Annotated in this window: 15 protein-coding genes; 2 read left to right on the plus strand and 13 right to left on the minus strand. The window is 40.5% G+C overall.

Annotated elements, in window-relative coordinates:
- Window positions 1-6 precede the first annotated feature (6 nt).
- Together M1G12_RS01395 and xerS are read left to right on the plus strand one after the other, a co-directional pair.
- Window positions 7-1,557, plus strand: coding sequence for a ClC family H(+)/Cl(-) exchange transporter (locus tag M1G12_RS01395; RefSeq protein ID WP_084928527.1), 1,551 nt, complete (start codon window positions 7-9; stop codon window positions 1,555-1,557).
- 552 nt (window positions 1,558-2,109) lie between these two features.
- A complete protein-coding gene (gene xerS, locus M1G12_RS01400; RefSeq protein WP_000817852.1) occupies window positions 2,110-3,180 on the plus strand; it encodes a tyrosine recombinase XerS in 1,071 nt (356 codons plus the stop codon).
- A gap of 72 nt (window positions 3,181-3,252) precedes the next feature.
- On the opposite strand, the gene M1G12_RS01405 is transcribed toward xerS, so the two are convergent.
- The 13 genes from M1G12_RS01405 to M1G12_RS01465 form a co-directional block, all read right to left on the minus strand.
- Complete coding sequence (locus tag M1G12_RS01405) at window positions 3,253-4,242, minus strand: lipoate--protein ligase (protein WP_247949270.1); 990 nt, start codon at window positions 4,240-4,242, stop codon at window positions 3,253-3,255.
- A gap of 59 nt (window positions 4,243-4,301) precedes the next feature.
- A complete protein-coding gene (gene lpdA / locus M1G12_RS01410) occupies window positions 4,302-6,005 on the minus strand; it encodes a dihydrolipoyl dehydrogenase (protein WP_247949271.1) in 1,704 nt (567 codons plus the stop codon).
- A 45-nt stretch (window positions 6,006-6,050) separates the two neighbouring features.
- Window positions 6,051-7,094 (minus strand): dihydrolipoamide acetyltransferase, encoded by a 1,044-nt coding sequence (locus tag M1G12_RS01415; RefSeq protein ID WP_247949272.1) that lies wholly within the window; start codon window positions 7,092-7,094, stop codon window positions 6,051-6,053.
- A gap of 338 nt (window positions 7,095-7,432) precedes the next feature.
- The gene (locus tag M1G12_RS01420; protein ID WP_237446881.1) at window positions 7,433-8,425 is read right to left on the minus strand and encodes an alpha-ketoacid dehydrogenase subunit beta; all 993 of its coding nucleotides are present in this window, start codon (window positions 8,423-8,425) and stop codon (window positions 7,433-7,435) included.
- A 15-nt stretch (window positions 8,426-8,440) separates the two neighbouring features.
- Window positions 8,441-9,409, minus strand: coding sequence for a thiamine pyrophosphate-dependent dehydrogenase E1 component subunit alpha (locus M1G12_RS01425; RefSeq protein WP_247949273.1), 969 nt, complete (start codon window positions 9,407-9,409; stop codon window positions 8,441-8,443).
- A 152-nt stretch (window positions 9,410-9,561) separates the two neighbouring features.
- Window positions 9,562-10,923 (minus strand): MATE family efflux transporter, encoded by a 1,362-nt coding sequence (gene pdrM, locus M1G12_RS01430; protein WP_247949274.1) that lies wholly within the window; start codon window positions 10,921-10,923, stop codon window positions 9,562-9,564.
- Window positions 10,924-10,964: 41 nt separating this feature from the next.
- Window positions 10,965-12,233, minus strand: coding sequence for a dihydroorotase (locus M1G12_RS01435; RefSeq protein ID WP_247949275.1), 1,269 nt, complete (start codon window positions 12,231-12,233; stop codon window positions 10,965-10,967).
- A gap of 12 nt (window positions 12,234-12,245) precedes the next feature.
- On the minus strand, window positions 12,246-12,710 hold the full coding sequence (locus M1G12_RS01440) for an NUDIX hydrolase (protein ID WP_001135768.1): 465 nt from the start codon (window positions 12,708-12,710) through the stop codon (window positions 12,246-12,248).
- A gap of 9 nt (window positions 12,711-12,719) precedes the next feature.
- Entirely contained in the window at window positions 12,720-13,373 is a 654-nt protein-coding gene (locus M1G12_RS01445) for a uracil-DNA glycosylase (protein WP_247949276.1), read from the minus strand.
- Window positions 13,374-13,384: 11 nt separating this feature from the next.
- Complete coding sequence (locus tag M1G12_RS01450) at window positions 13,385-14,140, minus strand: DUF4336 domain-containing protein (protein ID WP_000945850.1); 756 nt, start codon at window positions 14,138-14,140, stop codon at window positions 13,385-13,387.
- Window positions 14,141-14,204: 64 nt separating this feature from the next.
- Window positions 14,205-14,897 carry a pyrimidine 5'-nucleotidase PynA gene (gene pynA / locus M1G12_RS01455; protein WP_227325421.1) on the minus strand — a complete coding sequence of 231 codons (693 nt, stop codon included), beginning with the start codon at window positions 14,895-14,897 and terminating at the stop codon, window positions 14,205-14,207.
- Between the two features lie 120 nt (window positions 14,898-15,017).
- Window positions 15,018-15,230, minus strand: coding sequence for a hypothetical protein (locus tag M1G12_RS01460; protein ID WP_150923178.1), 213 nt, complete (start codon window positions 15,228-15,230; stop codon window positions 15,018-15,020).
- A 48-nt stretch (window positions 15,231-15,278) separates the two neighbouring features.
- Complete coding sequence (locus M1G12_RS01465) at window positions 15,279-15,491, minus strand: hypothetical protein (protein WP_050253036.1); 213 nt, start codon at window positions 15,489-15,491, stop codon at window positions 15,279-15,281.
- Between the last annotated feature and the right edge of the window lie 124 nt (window positions 15,492-15,615).

Here is a 15,615-nt window from a genome sequence, read left to right on the forward strand (position 1 = left end):
ATGATTATGGAGGAACAGTCAGAAACACTCAGCTCCAAGAAAGAATTTGCCTTTGCCTCAAGCACCATATTATCCCAAGTTGGACGAGGAATCATTGTTGGTCTCGTTGTTGGAATTATAGTTGGATCCTTTCGTTTCTTAATCGAAAAAGGCTTCCACCTGATACAAGGACTTTATCAAGATCAAGCGCATCTAGTGCGCAATCTTTTTATCATTGCTCTATTTTATTTAATAGTTTGTTGGCTCAGTGCGAAATTAACTCGATCAGAAAAAGATATCAAAGGCTCAGGAATTCCTCAAGTCGAAGCCGAACTGAAAGGCCTCATGACCCTCAACTGGTGGGGCGTTCTTTGGAAAAAATATATCCTAGGAATTCTTGCTATTGCAAGTGGCCTTATGCTGGGGCGTGAAGGACCCAGTATTCAACTTGGAGCGGTTGGTGGTAAAGGAATTGCAAAATGGCTCAAATCCAGTCCAGTAGAGGAACGCTCCCTGATTGCTAGTGGTGCAGCTGCAGGATTAGCCGCAGCCTTTAATGCACCAATTGCAGGACTTCTCTTTGTGGTAGAAGAAGTTTATCACCATTTTTCACGCTTTTTCTGGGTATCTACTCTCGCAGCTAGTCTCGTAGCAAACTTTGTTTCTCTGCTCATATTTGGCCTAACACCCGTACTGGATATGCCAGACAACATTCCACTCATGACTCTAGACCAGTATTGGATTTATCTCCTTATGGGAGTTTTTCTTGGACTATCTGGTTTTCTCTATGAGAAAGCTGTGCTCAATGTTGGTCGAGTTTATGATTGGCTTGGTCAAAAAATCCATTTGGATAGAGCATATTATCCAATCTTTGCCTTTATTCTCATCATACCAGTCGGCATCTTCTTGCCACAAATCCTTGGTGGTGGAAATCAACTGGTTCTTTCCCTGACTGAGCAAGATTTTAGTTTTCAAGTTCTTTTAGCTTACTTTTTGATTCGTTTTGTTTGGAGCATGATTAGTTATGGAAGTGGCCTTCCAGGAGGTATTTTCCTACCCATTTTGGCGCTTGGCTCCTTACTTGGAGCCCTAGTTGGTGTCATTTGTGTCAATCTTGGACTTGTCAGTCAAGAGCAATTCCCTATATTTGTCATTCTGGGAATGAGTGGCTATTTTGGAGCAATATCCAAGGCTCCCTTAACCGCCATGATACTCGTAACTGAAATGGTAGGAGATATTCGCAATCTCATGCCACTTGGATTAGTGACCTTGATTGCCTACATCATAATGGATCTACTCAAGGGTGCACCAGTCTATGAGGCTATGTTGGAAAAAATGCTGCCTGAAGAAGCATCAGATGAAGGAGAAGTTACCCTTATTGAAATTCCTGTATCAGACAAAATTGCTGGGAAACAAGTACACGAACTCAATTTACCACACAATGTCCTTATCACAACCCAAGTTCATAATGGAAAAAGCCAAACCGTTAACGGTTCAACCAGAATGTATCTGGGGGATATGATTCACCTGGTGATTCCAAAAAGTGAAATTGGGAAAGTCAAAGATTTGTTGTTATAGGAGTTTTTACATAATTTATGTTATGTAAAAATAAATTTTTTAATTAAATATATTAGAAAACCGATTCTCAGCAATGAGATCGGTTATTTTTTTCTGTAAAGCGATTTCACATACAAGTAATTGAACTTTGTTGAAAATAAGACTATAATTAAGTTAGAAATGATAATGCATAAAGCTAGAAAGGAGTTTACTGTATCAAATCTTTACAGTAAGATTAAAATCATGAAAAAGAAAACAATAGCAATTATACAATGTATTTTGTATCTCATAGCTCCTTATATAGCTCTTCAGTTATGTAGTATTAACAGAAGTTTAGTGGGTGAGTTCTTTATTATTTTCTTTATTCTGTTGACTATTTCATTTTTCACTTTAATAATGTACATTTTAGACAATTTTGAACGAAAAAAATTTTTTTTAGTTATAAAATCTATTTTTTTTGTTGTTCTCACTTTTGAAAAACTGCCATAACATCTTTCCGAAAAACTATAATTTTCTTGAAAAATAAATAAGTCTATGCTATACTACTAGTAGACTTATTTATGGAGAAAATACATGAAACGTGAGATTTTACTGGAACGAATAGACAAACTAAAACAAATCATGCCCTGGTATGTTCTGGAATACTATCAATCTAAGCTAGCTGTACCTTACAGTTTTACAACCTTGTACGAATATCTCAAGGAATACGATCGATTTTTCAGCTGGGTTTTAGAGTCTGACATTTCAAATGCTGATAAAATGTCTGATATTCCTTTATCTGTCTTGGAAAATATGTCTAAGAAAGACATGGAATCTTTTATCCTTTATTTACGTGAACGTCCTTTGCTGAATGCTAATACAACCAAACAAGGAGTTTCACAGACAACTATCAATCGAACCTTGTCAGCTCTTTCCAGTCTTTATAAGTATCTAACCGAGGAGGTTGAAAACGATCAGGGGGAACCTTATTTTTATCGTAATGTAATGAAAAAAGTTTCAACCAAAAAAAAGAAAGAAACGCTTGCTGCCAGAGCTGAAAACATCAAGCAAAAACTCTTTTTAGGTGATGAAACAGAAGGTTTCCTAACTTATATTGACCAAGAGTATCCACAACAACTTTCAAATCGCGCTCTCTCATCATTCAACAAAAATAAAGAACGTGATTTGGCCATTATTGCCCTTCTATTGGCGTCTGGTGTCCGCTTATCTGAAGCTGTTAATCTGGATCTAAGAGATCTCAATCTCAAAATGATGGTTATTGATGTCACTCGAAAAGGGGGTAAACGTGACTCGGTCAATGTCGCTGCCTTTGCTAAGCCTTATTTAGAGAATTATTTGGCCATTCGAAATCAACGCTATAAGACGGAAAAAACAGATACAGCCCTTTTTTTGACTCTCTACAGAGGAGTTCCTAATCGTATCGATGCTTCCAGCGTTGAGAAAATGGTTGCTAAGTACTCTGAGGACTTCAAAGTCCGTGTAACACCCCATAAACTACGACATACCCTAGCAACCAGGCTCTATGATGCCACTAAATCGCAAGTTTTGGTCAGTCACCAGCTAGGACATGCCAGCACACAAGTCACTGACCTCTATACCCATATCGTCAACGATGAACAAAAAAATGCTCTAGATAGTTTATGATTTTACGTATTTTAAATTATGTAAATACATATCAAAAAAAGAAGCTGGTCCTACAACCAACTTCTTTTTGATTTATCCAACTACCGCTTCAGCGATTTCTTCACGGCTAATACCAGCAAAGTAGCGTGTGATATCAATGGTTTCTAGCGCTTTGAGGACATCTTCGCGTTCATATTTTACCCCACGAAGGACATCTTCTACTGCAGCAACGTCTTCAATACCAAAGAAGTCACCATAAATCTTGATGTCTTGGATTTTTGATTCAGTAACGTTAGCAAAGACTTCAACCTTACCACTGGTGAATTTTGTCCCACGACGGACGTTAAATTCAGGTGATTTACCATAGTTCCAGTCCCAAGTACCAAACTTAGTATCCTTGATGTGATTGATTTCAGCTAATTCTTCCTCAGAAAAAACGTATTCTGTCATCTCTGGATACTCTTTTTTCATGTATTCCAAGAGTAAGTCACGGAATTCTTCGACTGTGATTTTTTCTGGTAGTTCATTGACAATATTGGTTACACGAGCACGGACGGATTTCACACCTTTTGATTCAAATTTATCTTTTGAAACCTTGAGGGCGTTATCAAGGACTGACAAATCAACGTCAAAGAGCAAGCAACCGTGGTGCATGATACGACCGTTGATATAGGCTTGGGCATTGCCACAGAATTTCTTGCCGTCAATTTCTAAGTCATTACGACCTGTGAACTCAGCTTTAACCCCAAGTTGAGCCAAAGTATTGATAACTGGAGTTGAGAAGCTCTTAAAGTCAAAAGCCTTGTTTTCATCTTCTTTTGAGATAATCGTGTAGTTGAGATTGTTTAAATCGTGGTAAACAGCTCCACCACCACTGATACGGCGGACCACCTCAATACCATTTTCTCGAACATAATCACGGTTGATTTCTTCGATGGTATTCTGGTGACGACCAACAATGATAGATGGTTTGTTAATCCAAAGTAGGAAGATTTGATCCTCATCCAAAAGGTGTTTAAAGGCGTATTCTTCCAAGGCAATATTAAAGGCAGTGTCGTTTGAATGATTGATAATATATTTCATGATATCCCTTTATACGATAGAGACTGGAAAGATATTTTCCAGTCTATTCTATCTTCGTTTTATTTTTTCTTAGGTGAATGGATAGCCATTCCTAGAACATCCGCAAATGCTTCGTACATCACTTCAGAGTAAGTTGGGTGTCCGTGGATAGTCTTCAACATTTCTTCAACAGTGATTTCCATTTCGATGATGCTTGATGCCTCGTTGATCAATTCTGCAGCTGCAGGACCGATGATGTGTACACCAAGGATTTCCCCGTATTTCTTATCTGCGATGACTTTAACGAAACCTTGAGCTGCATCTGAGGCAATAGCACGACCGTTGGCAGCAAAGTTGAATTTACCGATGGCAACATCGTATTTCTCACGAGCTTGTTCTTCAGTCAAACCTACTGCTGCTACTTCAGGAAGAGTGTAGATAGCTGCAGGAGTCAGATTCAATTTGGCAACAGCATGATTTCCTTTAAGAGCATTTTCAGCAGCAACTTCACCCATGCGGAAGGCTGCGTGCGCCAACATCTTAGTACCGTTGATATCACCTGGTGCATAGATACCTGGAACAGAAGTTTCCATGTATTCGTTGACCTTGATGCGTCCACGGTCCAATTCAAACTCAACCTCTCCAATACCTTCAAGGTCTGGCACACGACCGATTGAAAGGAGAGCTTTGCTTGCGATGATATCATCTTTTCCTTCAACCTTGATACGAAGTTGACCATTTTCTTCGATGATTTCTTGCAGTTTAGTACCAGTCAAGATGGTCATTCCTTTACGCTCAAGGATCAAGCGAAGGTTCTTAGACACTTCTGCATCCATAGCTGGCACGATACGGTCCATCATTTCGATAACAGTTACTTTTGAGCCAAATGTCATGAAGGCCTGACCGAGTTCGGTACCGACAACTCCACCACCAATGATGACAAGGCTTTCTGGCACTTCGTTCATTTCAAGAATGTCGTCACTTGTCATCACGAGTGGAGATTCCATACCAGGAACGTTGATTTTGCTGACTTTTGAACCACCAGCAAGAATGATTTTCTTGGTTTCAAGCAATTCAGAGCCATTTACCAAGACGTTCTTGTCTTTAGTAATGGTACCAATTCCTTTATGAACAGTAACTCCGTAGCTACGAAGAAGACCAGCAACTCCACCAACCAAGGTATTAACAACCTTAGACTTGGTTTCAAGGAGTTTATCCATATCTACAGTGAAGTTTGGATTTTCGATTACGATACCACGGTTTGCGGCATGACCGATATTCTCGATGATTTCAGCATTATGAAGGTAGGTCTTGGTTGGGATACATCCACGGTTCAAGCAGGTTCCACCGAGTTCAGATTTCTCAACAAGGGCAACCTTACCACCGAGTTGGGCAGCTTTGATGGCTGCCACATAACCAGCAGGACCTCCACCAATCACAACGATATCAAAAGCATCATCGCTCTTACCATCATCGTTTGAGGCACTTGCTGCAGGTGCTGGGCTAGCTTCTGGCGCTGCGGCTCCAGCTGTTGGGATATTTTCCCCTTCTTCGCCAAGGTAACCGATAACTTCCGTTACAGGGACTGTTTCACCGTCCCCTTTAAGGATAGCAATCAAGTACCCATCTTCTTCTGCTTCCAATTCCATGCTGACTTTATCAGTCATGATTTCCAAAAGGATTTCTCCTTCTTTTACAAATTCTCCGACTTTTTTATTCCATTGGACGATTTGTCCTTCTGTCATATCCACGCCGGCTTTTGGCATAATTACTTCTAAGGCCATGTCTTCCTTCCTTTATCTATATTTTTAAAATGAATACTCTTGTTCTTAAATCAACATTGAGATTGGATTTTCAATCAATTCTTTCAAGTCTTTCATAAACTTAGCACCAGCCATACCATCTACGACACGGTGGTCAATTGTTAAACCAAGACTCATGATTGGGCGAATCACAATTTCACCATTGACGACAGCTGGTTTCTCAATTGTCGAGCTCACACCAAGGATAGCTGAGTTGGGTTGGTTGATGATCGGACCAAAGGACTGAACGCCAAACATTCCCAAATTACTGATTGTGAAGGTTGAATTTTGAAGTTCACTTGGAGCCAATTTGCCATCCAAGGTACGACCGATGACATCCTTGAAGGCTACAACCAGTTCTGAAAGACTCATCTTCTCAGCATTGTAAACAACAGGTGTCATCAATCCATTATCCATCCCAACTGCCATGGCAAGATTGACATAGTTGTGAGTGATAATGGTCTTGCCATCTTCTGTCAATGAAGCGTTGATATAAGGATGCTTCATCAAGGTTTTCACAACAGCAAGTGAAAGAAGGTCTGTTACAGTAGTCTTCTTCCCAGTTGCTTCCATGATTGGCTCAAGAACCTTCTTACGAAGAGCCAACATTTCAGTCATATCAACTTCATAGTTGAGGGTGAAGGTTGGCGCAGTTAAGTAAGATTCAACCATACGTTGGGCAATAACCTTACGCATTGGTGTCATTGGAATACGCTCGATTTCACCGTATGGTGTTACGTTATCAGGAACTTCTTCCACTTTTTCAATCTGAGCAGGAGACTTGATGGTGTCGTTTTCAATATTTTCAGGAAGCAAGGCCAAAACATCCTTCTTCATGATTTTACCACGATGACCAGTTCCTTGGATTTCCTGCCAAGCAATGTTATGTTCGAGGGCAATTCGTTTTGCAAGTGGCGAAATGCGAACCACGTTTGTGTCTTTATAAGTTTCCACGTCTTCTTTGTGGACACGACCGTTTGCACCTGAGCCAGAAATGTCGTAGAGGTTGATCCCTAAATCATCCGCTAACTTTCTAGCTGCAGGAGTCGCTCTTAGCTTGTCATCAGCCATGACCTCTCCAATTCTATACTAAATATTAAGGACGCAGAGGGAAATGAAAAAATAGGAGATTGACGATGTGTTCGATGAACACAAGGAAATCTATCTTTTTTTCGCAGACCTCCGTCCGAATTCAACTCTACAAGCAACTTGGATACAACATGTATCTCAAGTTGCTACGGTTGCCGCTATTAGGCGGTTAACCTAGTAGACTTACTAAGTCGTTCGTCGAATATTATCGATTCGACTCACTCATGTCGCAAATTTGCAAATAACTTGGGTACAATACATATCTCGAGTTACTAAAGTTAAAAACAACCGTTATTTTACATAACTTATCTTATGTAATTCTATTCTTTGTTATATGTTTTACGGATGGCATCTTTGATGCTTTCAACTGTTGGAATCATTGCATTTTCTAGGTTTTGCGCGTAAGGCATTGGCACATCTTCTCCTGCACAACGACGGATTGGTGCATCTAGATAGTCAAATGCTTCTGATTCTGAAATAATAGCTGAAATTTCACCGATATAGCCACTTGTTTTATGGGCATCGTTAACCAGAACAACCTTACCAGTCTTCTTAACTGAGTTAATGATGATATCCTTATCAAGCGGAACAAGGGTGCGTGGGTCAACAATCTCAACAGAAATTCCTTCTTGTGCTAATTCTTCAGCAGCTTGAACCACACGGCGAAGCATTTTCCCATAAGTAACAACTGTTACATCCGTTCCTTCGCGTTTGATTTCGCCGACTCCAAGTGGAATCGTGTAGTCTGGATCAACTGGTACTTCCCCTTTTTGGTTAAATTCTGACTTGTACTCAAGAATGATAACAGGGTTGTTATCACGGATAGAAGACTTGAGCAGTCCTTTCATGTCAGCAGGTGTACCTGGAGCCACAACCTTAAGTCCAGGAATATGAGTAAACCAAGACTCTAGTGATTGCGAGTGCTGGGCTGCAGAACCAACTCCATTACCAGCAGCGCATCGAACAGTCATTGGAACCTGACCTTTACCACCAAACATGTAACGTGTTTTAGCAGCTTGGTTGACGATATTGTCCATGGCAATAACAGAAAAGTCCATGAAGGTCATATCGACGATTGGACGAAGTCCTGTCATGGCTGCTCCTGCTGCTGCTCCCGAGATGGCAGCTTCAGAAATCGGACAGTCACGGACACGTTCTGGACCAAATTCTTCAAGCATTCCGACAGAAGTTCCGAAGTCTCCTCCGAAGACACCTACATCTTCTCCCATCAAGAATACATTTTCATCGCGACGCATTTCCTCAGACATAGCAAGGATAATGGTGTCACGGAAGGACATTGTTTTTGTTTCCATTTTATCTCTTTCTCCTTAGTCTGCGTAAATATCTTCAAATGCTGATTCAAGCGGTGGGAATGAACTTTCCTCTGCAAATTTAACAGAAGTTTCTACTGCTTCCTTTACTTGCGCTTGGATTTCTTCCAATTCTTCGGCACTTGCAATGTTATTTTCAATAAGGTACTTGCGGAGGTTTTCGATTGGGTCTTTTTGTTTCCACAATTCCACTTCTTCACGCGTACGATATTTACCAGGGTCAGATGATGAGTGACCAAGCCAGCGATAAGTGACACTTTCGATCAAGACAGGGCCATTACCACCACGAACATGATCTACAGCTTTCTTAAATCCTTCATAGACATCGATAACATTGTTTCCATCTTCGATGAACATTCCAGGAATTCCATAAGCGGCGCTACGTTGATGAATATGTTCTACATTGGTCATTTTCTTGATATCCGCAGAGATTCCATAACCGTTGTTAATGCAATAGAAAATGACTGGCAGTTTCCAGATAGAAGCCATGTTCACTGCTTCGTGGAAGACACCTTCGTTGGTCGCACCATCTCCAAAGAAGCAGACAACGATTTTTCCAGTATGTTGCATTTGCTGACTAAGAGCTGCACCGACAGCGATGCCCATACCACCACCTACGATACCATTGGCACCAAGGTTCCCAGCATCAAGATCGGCAATATGCATAGAACCACCTTTACCTTTACAGGTTCCAGTGTATTTACCGAGGATTTCAGCCATCATTCCATTGAGGTCAATTCCTTTGGCAATAGCTTGCCCGTGACCACGGTGGTTTGATGTGATCAAATCGTCTGGGTTGAGAGCTAACATAGCACCCACATTAGCTGCCTCTTCTCCAACAGAAAAGTGCGTCATTCCTGGCACTTTCCCTTTCTTTACTAATTGCGCAATTTTTAAGTCCATACGACGGATTTCTTCCATCTTACGGAACATCTCTAGCAAAAGATTTTTATCTAAAGTTGACATCTTCTTGCCTTTCTAACTTTCTTCTTACCTTACTATTTTACCGTTTTTGACAAATACTGTCAAAGTTTTTCTAAAAAAATTTCACAAGATAAAAAAGAAAACCCCATGGAAACAAGGGATTTTCTTATCAATAATATTTTTTCACAAACTTTTTATCGTTTGGATTTTGCTAAAGATTCAAATCTCTTCATAATCACAGTTAAACGCCAACGGTAGAGCGCCCCACTCACAATTAGACTAATAATCAAACCGATCCAGTATGAATAAGCTCCAAAATCTGTTAGGGAATCAAATAGCATAGCCACTGGGAGTGTCACCCCCCAATAGCCGACCAAACCAAGGTAAAAAGGAATCACTGTATCCTTATAACCCCGCAAAATTCCCTGTAGCGGTGCCGCAAAGGTATCTGCTAACTGGAAGAAAAGACTATAAGTCAAAAAGCGAGCTGTCAAATCGATAAATTCTGAGTCGTTCCCATAAAGATTAGCCACATTTCCCCTAAAAATGTAAAGAAAGGATAAGGTGAATCCTGCAAAAATGAGGGCTGTCCATCTTCCTAGACAAATATAGGTTTTAGCATCATCAAATCGCTTGGCTCCTACTTCATAGGAAACGACAATAGCCATAGCTGATGAGATACTCATAGGAAAGGCGTACATGAGAGATGAAAAATTCATGGCTGACTGGTGACTAGCGATAATCAAGGACGAGAACTTAGCCATAATCAAGCCAACCACGGAAAAGATAGCCACTTCCGCAAAGACAGTTCCCCCAATAGGCAGACCTAAGCGAACTCCTTCCTTAATTTTATCCATATTAAGTGGAATTCGTTTCTCAAGGTGTAAGGCTTTGAGCTTCTCCTGTTTAAATAAAACCAGAACAGAAATTCCAAGCAAGACCCAGTAGGCCAAGGATGTTCCTAAACCAGCACCAGCCCCTCCCAGTTCTGGAACACCAAAGGCTCCGTAAATCAAGAGATAGTTAAATCCGCTATTGAGAGGAAGTAACAAAAGCATGAGGTACATGGACAGTTTGGTCAAGCCCAGCGAATCCAGCAAGGAACGAATGACACTAAAAAGCAACAAGGGGATAATTCCGATAGATAAAAACCAGAGATAGCGAACCGCTACTGCCGCCACCGGTGCTTCTAGTCCAATATGATTCAAGATTGGTGGTGCCAAGAAAAGCACCATCCCCAGCAAGACCACAGATAGACCCAAGGCCAGATAGATGAACTGGTAAAAATCAGACGCAACCTCTTCCTTTTTGCCTCGACCAAGATGGTGACCAATGATGGGCACCAAGGCCGATACAATCCCTGTTAGGAAGGTAAAGAAAGGATTCCAGATACTGGTTGCCATAGATACACCAGCCAAGTCCATAGTATTGTATTGACCTGTCATAGTCGTATCAACAAAGGATGCAGAATAATTGGCAAATTGATAAATCAGGATAGGGAAAAATATCTTTAAAAATAAGATAAACTTATCTTTAAAATGATGGGTTTGGTACATATAAGCTCTCTATTCTTTTTGTTTACAGAGCAGACTCCCACCTAGTTTTGATAGACGATTTGTCCCTTACAGATGGTGTATTTAACCTGCCCTTTTAAGGTTTCACCGATGAATGGTGAATTAGCTGCTTTTGAAGCAAAATGGGAGTCCACAAGACGGTCAGCCTTAACATCAAAAATAGTGATGTCCGCTGGGCCATTCTCAGCCAAGTAACCTGCTTCAAAGTTGTAAAGCTTGGACGGGTTGTATGTCATTTTTTCGAGTAATTCCATCAAGCTTAACTCACCAGCTTCGACCAAATAAGTCAATCCAAGAGATAGAGATGTTTCTAAGCCAGTCATACCAGATGGCGCTTTGGTAATATCTTCGACATTTTTCTCATCTGCATGATGAGGCGCGTGGTCAGTCGCGATAACTGTGATGACACCTGACTTGAGACCTTCAATCACGGCACGACGGTCTGATTCCAAACGAAGCGGTGGATTCATCTTAGCATTGCTACCTTGTGTCAAAAGAAGTGCTTCTGTCTTAGAGAAATGCTGTGGCGCTACTTCTGCTGTGACTTGCGCGCCTAGCCCTTGAGCAAACTCAACTACTTTGACACTTTCTTCCTTAGACAAATGCTGAATATGGACATGAGCCTTAGTTGCATAGGCAATCATGACATCACGCGCCATCATAGCGTACTCAGCCACCCCAGTCGCACCGCAGATATGGAAATGTTCTTTAGCGATATTTTCGTTAAACCCAAGAATCCCATTCAAACCTGGATCTTCCTCATGAAGACTAATAAAGGTATTAAGCTTTTTAGCTTCCTCCATGGCTTCCTTGACAACTTTACTGCTCTCAAGCGGAATACCGTCATCAGAAAAACCAACGGCACCTGCTTCCAAAAGCGCCTTAAAGTCAGTCAAGTCTTGGCCATTAAAGTTTTTAGTAATGGTCGCAACCGTCTTAACATTAATCTTTTCCTTAGCAGCTGAATCCAGAACTTCTTTTAAAGTCTCTATATCCGAGATAGTTGGACTGGTATTAGCCATCATAACGACAGTAGTAAAACCACCTGCAGCGGCTGCAAGGGCACCTGTGTGAATATCCTCCTTGTGGGTTTGACCAGGTTCACGGAAATGAACATGAATATCGACCAAGCCAGGAGCAACTACTAGACCACTAGCATCAATTATTTCTGCTCCTTCTTCCTTGATCTCAGGCGCAATTTTGATAATTTTCCCATCTTGAACTAAGACATCACACACTTGGTCTAAACCAGACTTGGGATCCATTACACGACCATTTTTGATTAGTAGCATCTGCTTTCTCCTTTATTCATAGAAATCAACTTGGGTATCCAACAATTTATCCCCATCATAAACAAACTTAGCTGAAAAGAAGGGTTTATCCTCTAAAAGCCACTCAACAAAGGTGTGGTCACCTTCCCAAGTCGGCTTGCTCAAAACCTCATCATAGGGAACCCATTCTAGCGTCCCCTCGTTGCAATCAATCAAGTCGCCCTCAAACTCCGTCACTTTAAAAACATAGGTGTACCAGTCTAAATCTGGCGTAAATTCAGGAAAAGTGATAACACCTTTTAGAACTGGCTTAGCTTTGAGCCCTGTTTCTTCGAGGATTTCACGCGCAGCGCATTCCTGAGGCGTCTCTCCTCGCTCTAGCTTACCACCCACACCAATCCATTTCCCTTCATGGACATCATTGGGTTTCTTATTACGATGGAGCATGAGCAGTTCTTTCCCGTTATCAATGTAGCAAATCGTCGCTAACTGAGGCATATTTTCTCCTTATCTAAGCCAATCGATTGGCTCTTGTCCTGTCTCTTTTAAGAATGCATTGGCCTTGGAAAAAGGCTTGGAACCCCAAAATCCTCTATAAACTGACAAAGGACTGGGATGGGCTGATTCGATAATCAAGTGATGAGGATTGGTAACCAAGGTCTTCTTCTTGCGTGCATAGGCTCCCCAGAGTACAAAAACGACTGGTCTATCTAGATGATTGACCACCTGAATCACAGCATCCGTAAAAGGCTCCCATATCTGACCAGCATGACCATTGGCCCGTCCAGCAGGAACCGTCAAACAAGCATTAAGAAGCAAGACTCCTTGCTCAGCCCATGCTGTCAAATCATGGGATTTCTTAACCCCGATGTCATCTGACAATTCTTTCAAGATATTTTGCAAGGATGGCGGAGCTGGGATAGAGTCAGGCACAGAAAAACTCAAGCCCTGCGCTTGACCTGGCCCGTGATAGGGATCCTGTCCCAGAATCACCACCTTAACGTTTTCTAGGGGTGTGGTCAAGAGAGCCTGAAAAACCTTTTCCTTGGGTGGATAAACAGTCCCCTGACCATAAACCTGCTCCATAAACTGATTGATTTTCCCAAAATAACCCTCAGGTAATTGTGCCTTAATCAAAGCATGCCAAGACGAGTGTTCCATCTTTCCCTCCTTTATCTTATCCATCTAAAAGCACGTCTTAATTCATCCGTACCATTTTTAAAAAAGCATAAACCATGTGCAAGTATAATCTTATCCGGTTTCCAGTTTAACATACGGGAAAAGGAAACCTTTGCTTCCCTTTGTCTTCCTAAAAAAGTCATCCGATAATCAATAGGAGTTTGACCATCAGGGGCTGTTACACGAGCTAAACGATAGAATTTTCTGCGGATTGGACTAGCTATCTTTTCAGGTTCAAAATTCTCTATAAGGTCTGTTACAATGAGTGTTTTAGTTGATTTATGATAAAACACGACCTCTTCGATGACAGAACTTCCCTTAAAAATAAGCTGATCAATCTCATCAGACCATAGGTCAGGAGCCTTATCTGTTAAGGCAGCATCAAATTCCACCTTGACATTCTGACTTTTCGCTCTTTCTTCAACTCCTGGACTAGACCATGCTTGCGCATGAGGATATCTTTTTCTCCAATCTGCAATATAGGCGTAGTGAATCTTATTTGGTGAAATCAGGTAAGCGACTCTGCCCAAAGCGTCCAGTTCAGTAAAGAGTTTCTCGTTTGGCGCAATAGGAGAATGAAGCCAAAGTTTGCCATCATTTAACTTAATCACCGTCATGCGTGTCTGAAAAGGAAGTTTGAAGATCTTCATATCCATTTGAATCAAATCACCATCCACTATCCAGATATTTTGATCAACTTCCTTTAGTGTATACAATGGTTCATAAAGAGAAAGTTCTGGCCTTAACATCGTTAACTATTCCTTCGTTTTTACTGCCTCTATTATAGCAAAAAGTGGCTTTCTAAACCACTTTTTACAGTTTATCTAAATAATCCAGAAAGTCTTTGTAAGAATGGACTTCGTAGGTTGGCTGGGCTTGTGTGGGATTTTCGAGGTGATGAGGATTGTACCAGATAGTGTCAATCCCCGCATTATTGCCACCTTGGATGTCTGCAGTTAGAGAATCTCCAATCATCAGCGTCTTTTCTTTACTAAATCCAGCAATCTGTTGACCAATTTTTTCATAAAAGAGAGCATCTGGTTTTTGTGTTTGCAATTGCTCAGAGATAAAAACTTGATTGAAATAAGGTGCCAGGCCAGACTGAGCCAAACGCCCTGTCTGAATGGCAGTTATTCCATTTGTCGCAGCATACAAGTCATAATCACGATCGATGAGACTGTCCAAAAGTTCATGAGCGCCTGAAAAAGTTTGCCCCTGCTGGGCTAAGTAAAATTGGTAACGCTGGGCAAGTAAAGCACCGTCCTTCTCAAATCCAAAATGGGCAAATAAACGAGAAAAGCGCGTGTTAACCAACTCTTGTTTACTAATTTTCTTTTGCTCCAAGTCCTTCCATAGAGCCTTGTTCATAGGAACGTAATAGTCTTTATAGGCCTGAATATCTGCAACCCCTTCTTCTTTTAGAAGTTGCGTTAAAGCCACATCCTCAGCAGCATCAAAATCAAGCAAAGTGTGGTCAAGGTCGAAAAGTAGAAATTTGTAGGACAATTTGAGAGTTTTCCTTTCTAAGATAAACAACTTTCACTTCAGCCAGTTGTTTAATGTAAAAACTTAAAAGTGGTATAGTACCACAAAGAATAATAGATCTAATGGATTAACTAACCCATACTATTCTAGTGAATTATAGAAAAATCTTCTATAAATTCGAGTAATAGTTAAAATACCTACAAATATGACTCCCAAAATAGATAATACTATTTTCACAAAATTCATTTCAGAACCTATGACATAGATATGAAAAAGAGGGGCTAGTCCTACACATAGAGACAATAGATAACTAATAAATCTTATCTCACCAATTCCTGCAATAAAATGTTTCATTTTAGATATTCCAATTTTACCTTTCATCTTAATAATTCACTAGCAAATCTATTGGCTTCTCTTTTTTTTGAAAAATCTTGACAACAAATTTACTCCACTTAATGCTACTAAGACTTCAATGGGTAAAAAATAGTAATCCCATATCAAATGAGAAATCAGCAATGTTAGAAATAGTATACAGTCAATATAACTATTCTGAAAATACTCTGTAATTACATAATACAGAAACACCACAACCATCAAAATTAAAATAACCATCATAATACTATCATCCTGTTCTTAATCTATTGTCACTGTTTCCATCCCATTCATCAATAGCATTAAAAAAATCCAATCAAGAAATGATTACCTACTCACTAATACTATTCTAAAATTTAATTTTTTT

Source organism: Streptococcus mitis (genome assembly GCF_023110375.1).
Lineage (GTDB): Bacteria > Bacillota > Bacilli > Lactobacillales > Streptococcaceae > Streptococcus > Streptococcus mitis_CI.

Bases quoted from the DNA above. Each gene is read 5' to 3' on its own strand.
- M1G12_RS01395 (WP_084928527.1), top strand. From the start codon at position 7: ATGGAGGAACAGTCAGAAACACTCAGCTCCAAGAAAGAATTTGCCTTT.
- xerS (WP_000817852.1), top strand. From the start codon at position 2,110: ATGAAACGTGAGATTTTACTGGAACGAATAGACAAACTAAAACAAATC.
- M1G12_RS01405 (WP_247949270.1), bottom strand. From the start codon at position 4,242: ATGAAATATATTATCAATCATTCAAACGACACTGCCTTTAATATTGCC.
- lpdA (WP_247949271.1), bottom strand. From the start codon at position 6,005: ATGGCCTTAGAAGTAATTATGCCAAAAGCCGGCGTGGATATGACAGAA.
- M1G12_RS01415 (WP_247949272.1), bottom strand. From the start codon at position 7,094: ATGGCTGATGACAAGCTAAGAGCGACTCCTGCAGCTAGAAAGTTAGCG.
- M1G12_RS01420 (WP_237446881.1), bottom strand. From the start codon at position 8,425: ATGGAAACAAAAACAATGTCCTTCCGTGACACCATTATCCTTGCTATG.
- M1G12_RS01425 (WP_247949273.1), bottom strand. From the start codon at position 9,409: ATGTCAACTTTAGATAAAAATCTTTTGCTAGAGATGTTCCGTAAGATG.
- pdrM (WP_247949274.1), bottom strand. From the start codon at position 10,923: ATGTACCAAACCCATCATTTTAAAGATAAGTTTATCTTATTTTTAAAG.
- M1G12_RS01435 (WP_247949275.1), bottom strand. From the start codon at position 12,233: ATGCTACTAATCAAAAATGGTCGTGTAATGGATCCCAAGTCTGGTTTA.
- M1G12_RS01440 (WP_001135768.1), bottom strand. From the start codon at position 12,710: ATGCCTCAGTTAGCGACGATTTGCTACATTGATAACGGGAAAGAACTG.
- M1G12_RS01445 (WP_247949276.1), bottom strand. From the start codon at position 13,373: ATGGAACACTCGTCTTGGCATGCTTTGATTAAGGCACAATTACCTGAG.
- M1G12_RS01450 (WP_000945850.1), bottom strand. From the start codon at position 14,140: ATGTTAAGGCCAGAACTTTCTCTTTATGAACCATTGTATACACTAAAG.
- M1G12_RS01460 (WP_150923178.1), bottom strand. From the start codon at position 15,230: ATGAAACATTTTATTGCAGGAATTGGTGAGATAAGATTTATTAGTTAT.
- M1G12_RS01465 (WP_050253036.1), bottom strand. From the start codon at position 15,491: ATGATGGTTATTTTAATTTTGATGGTTGTGGTGTTTCTGTATTATGTA.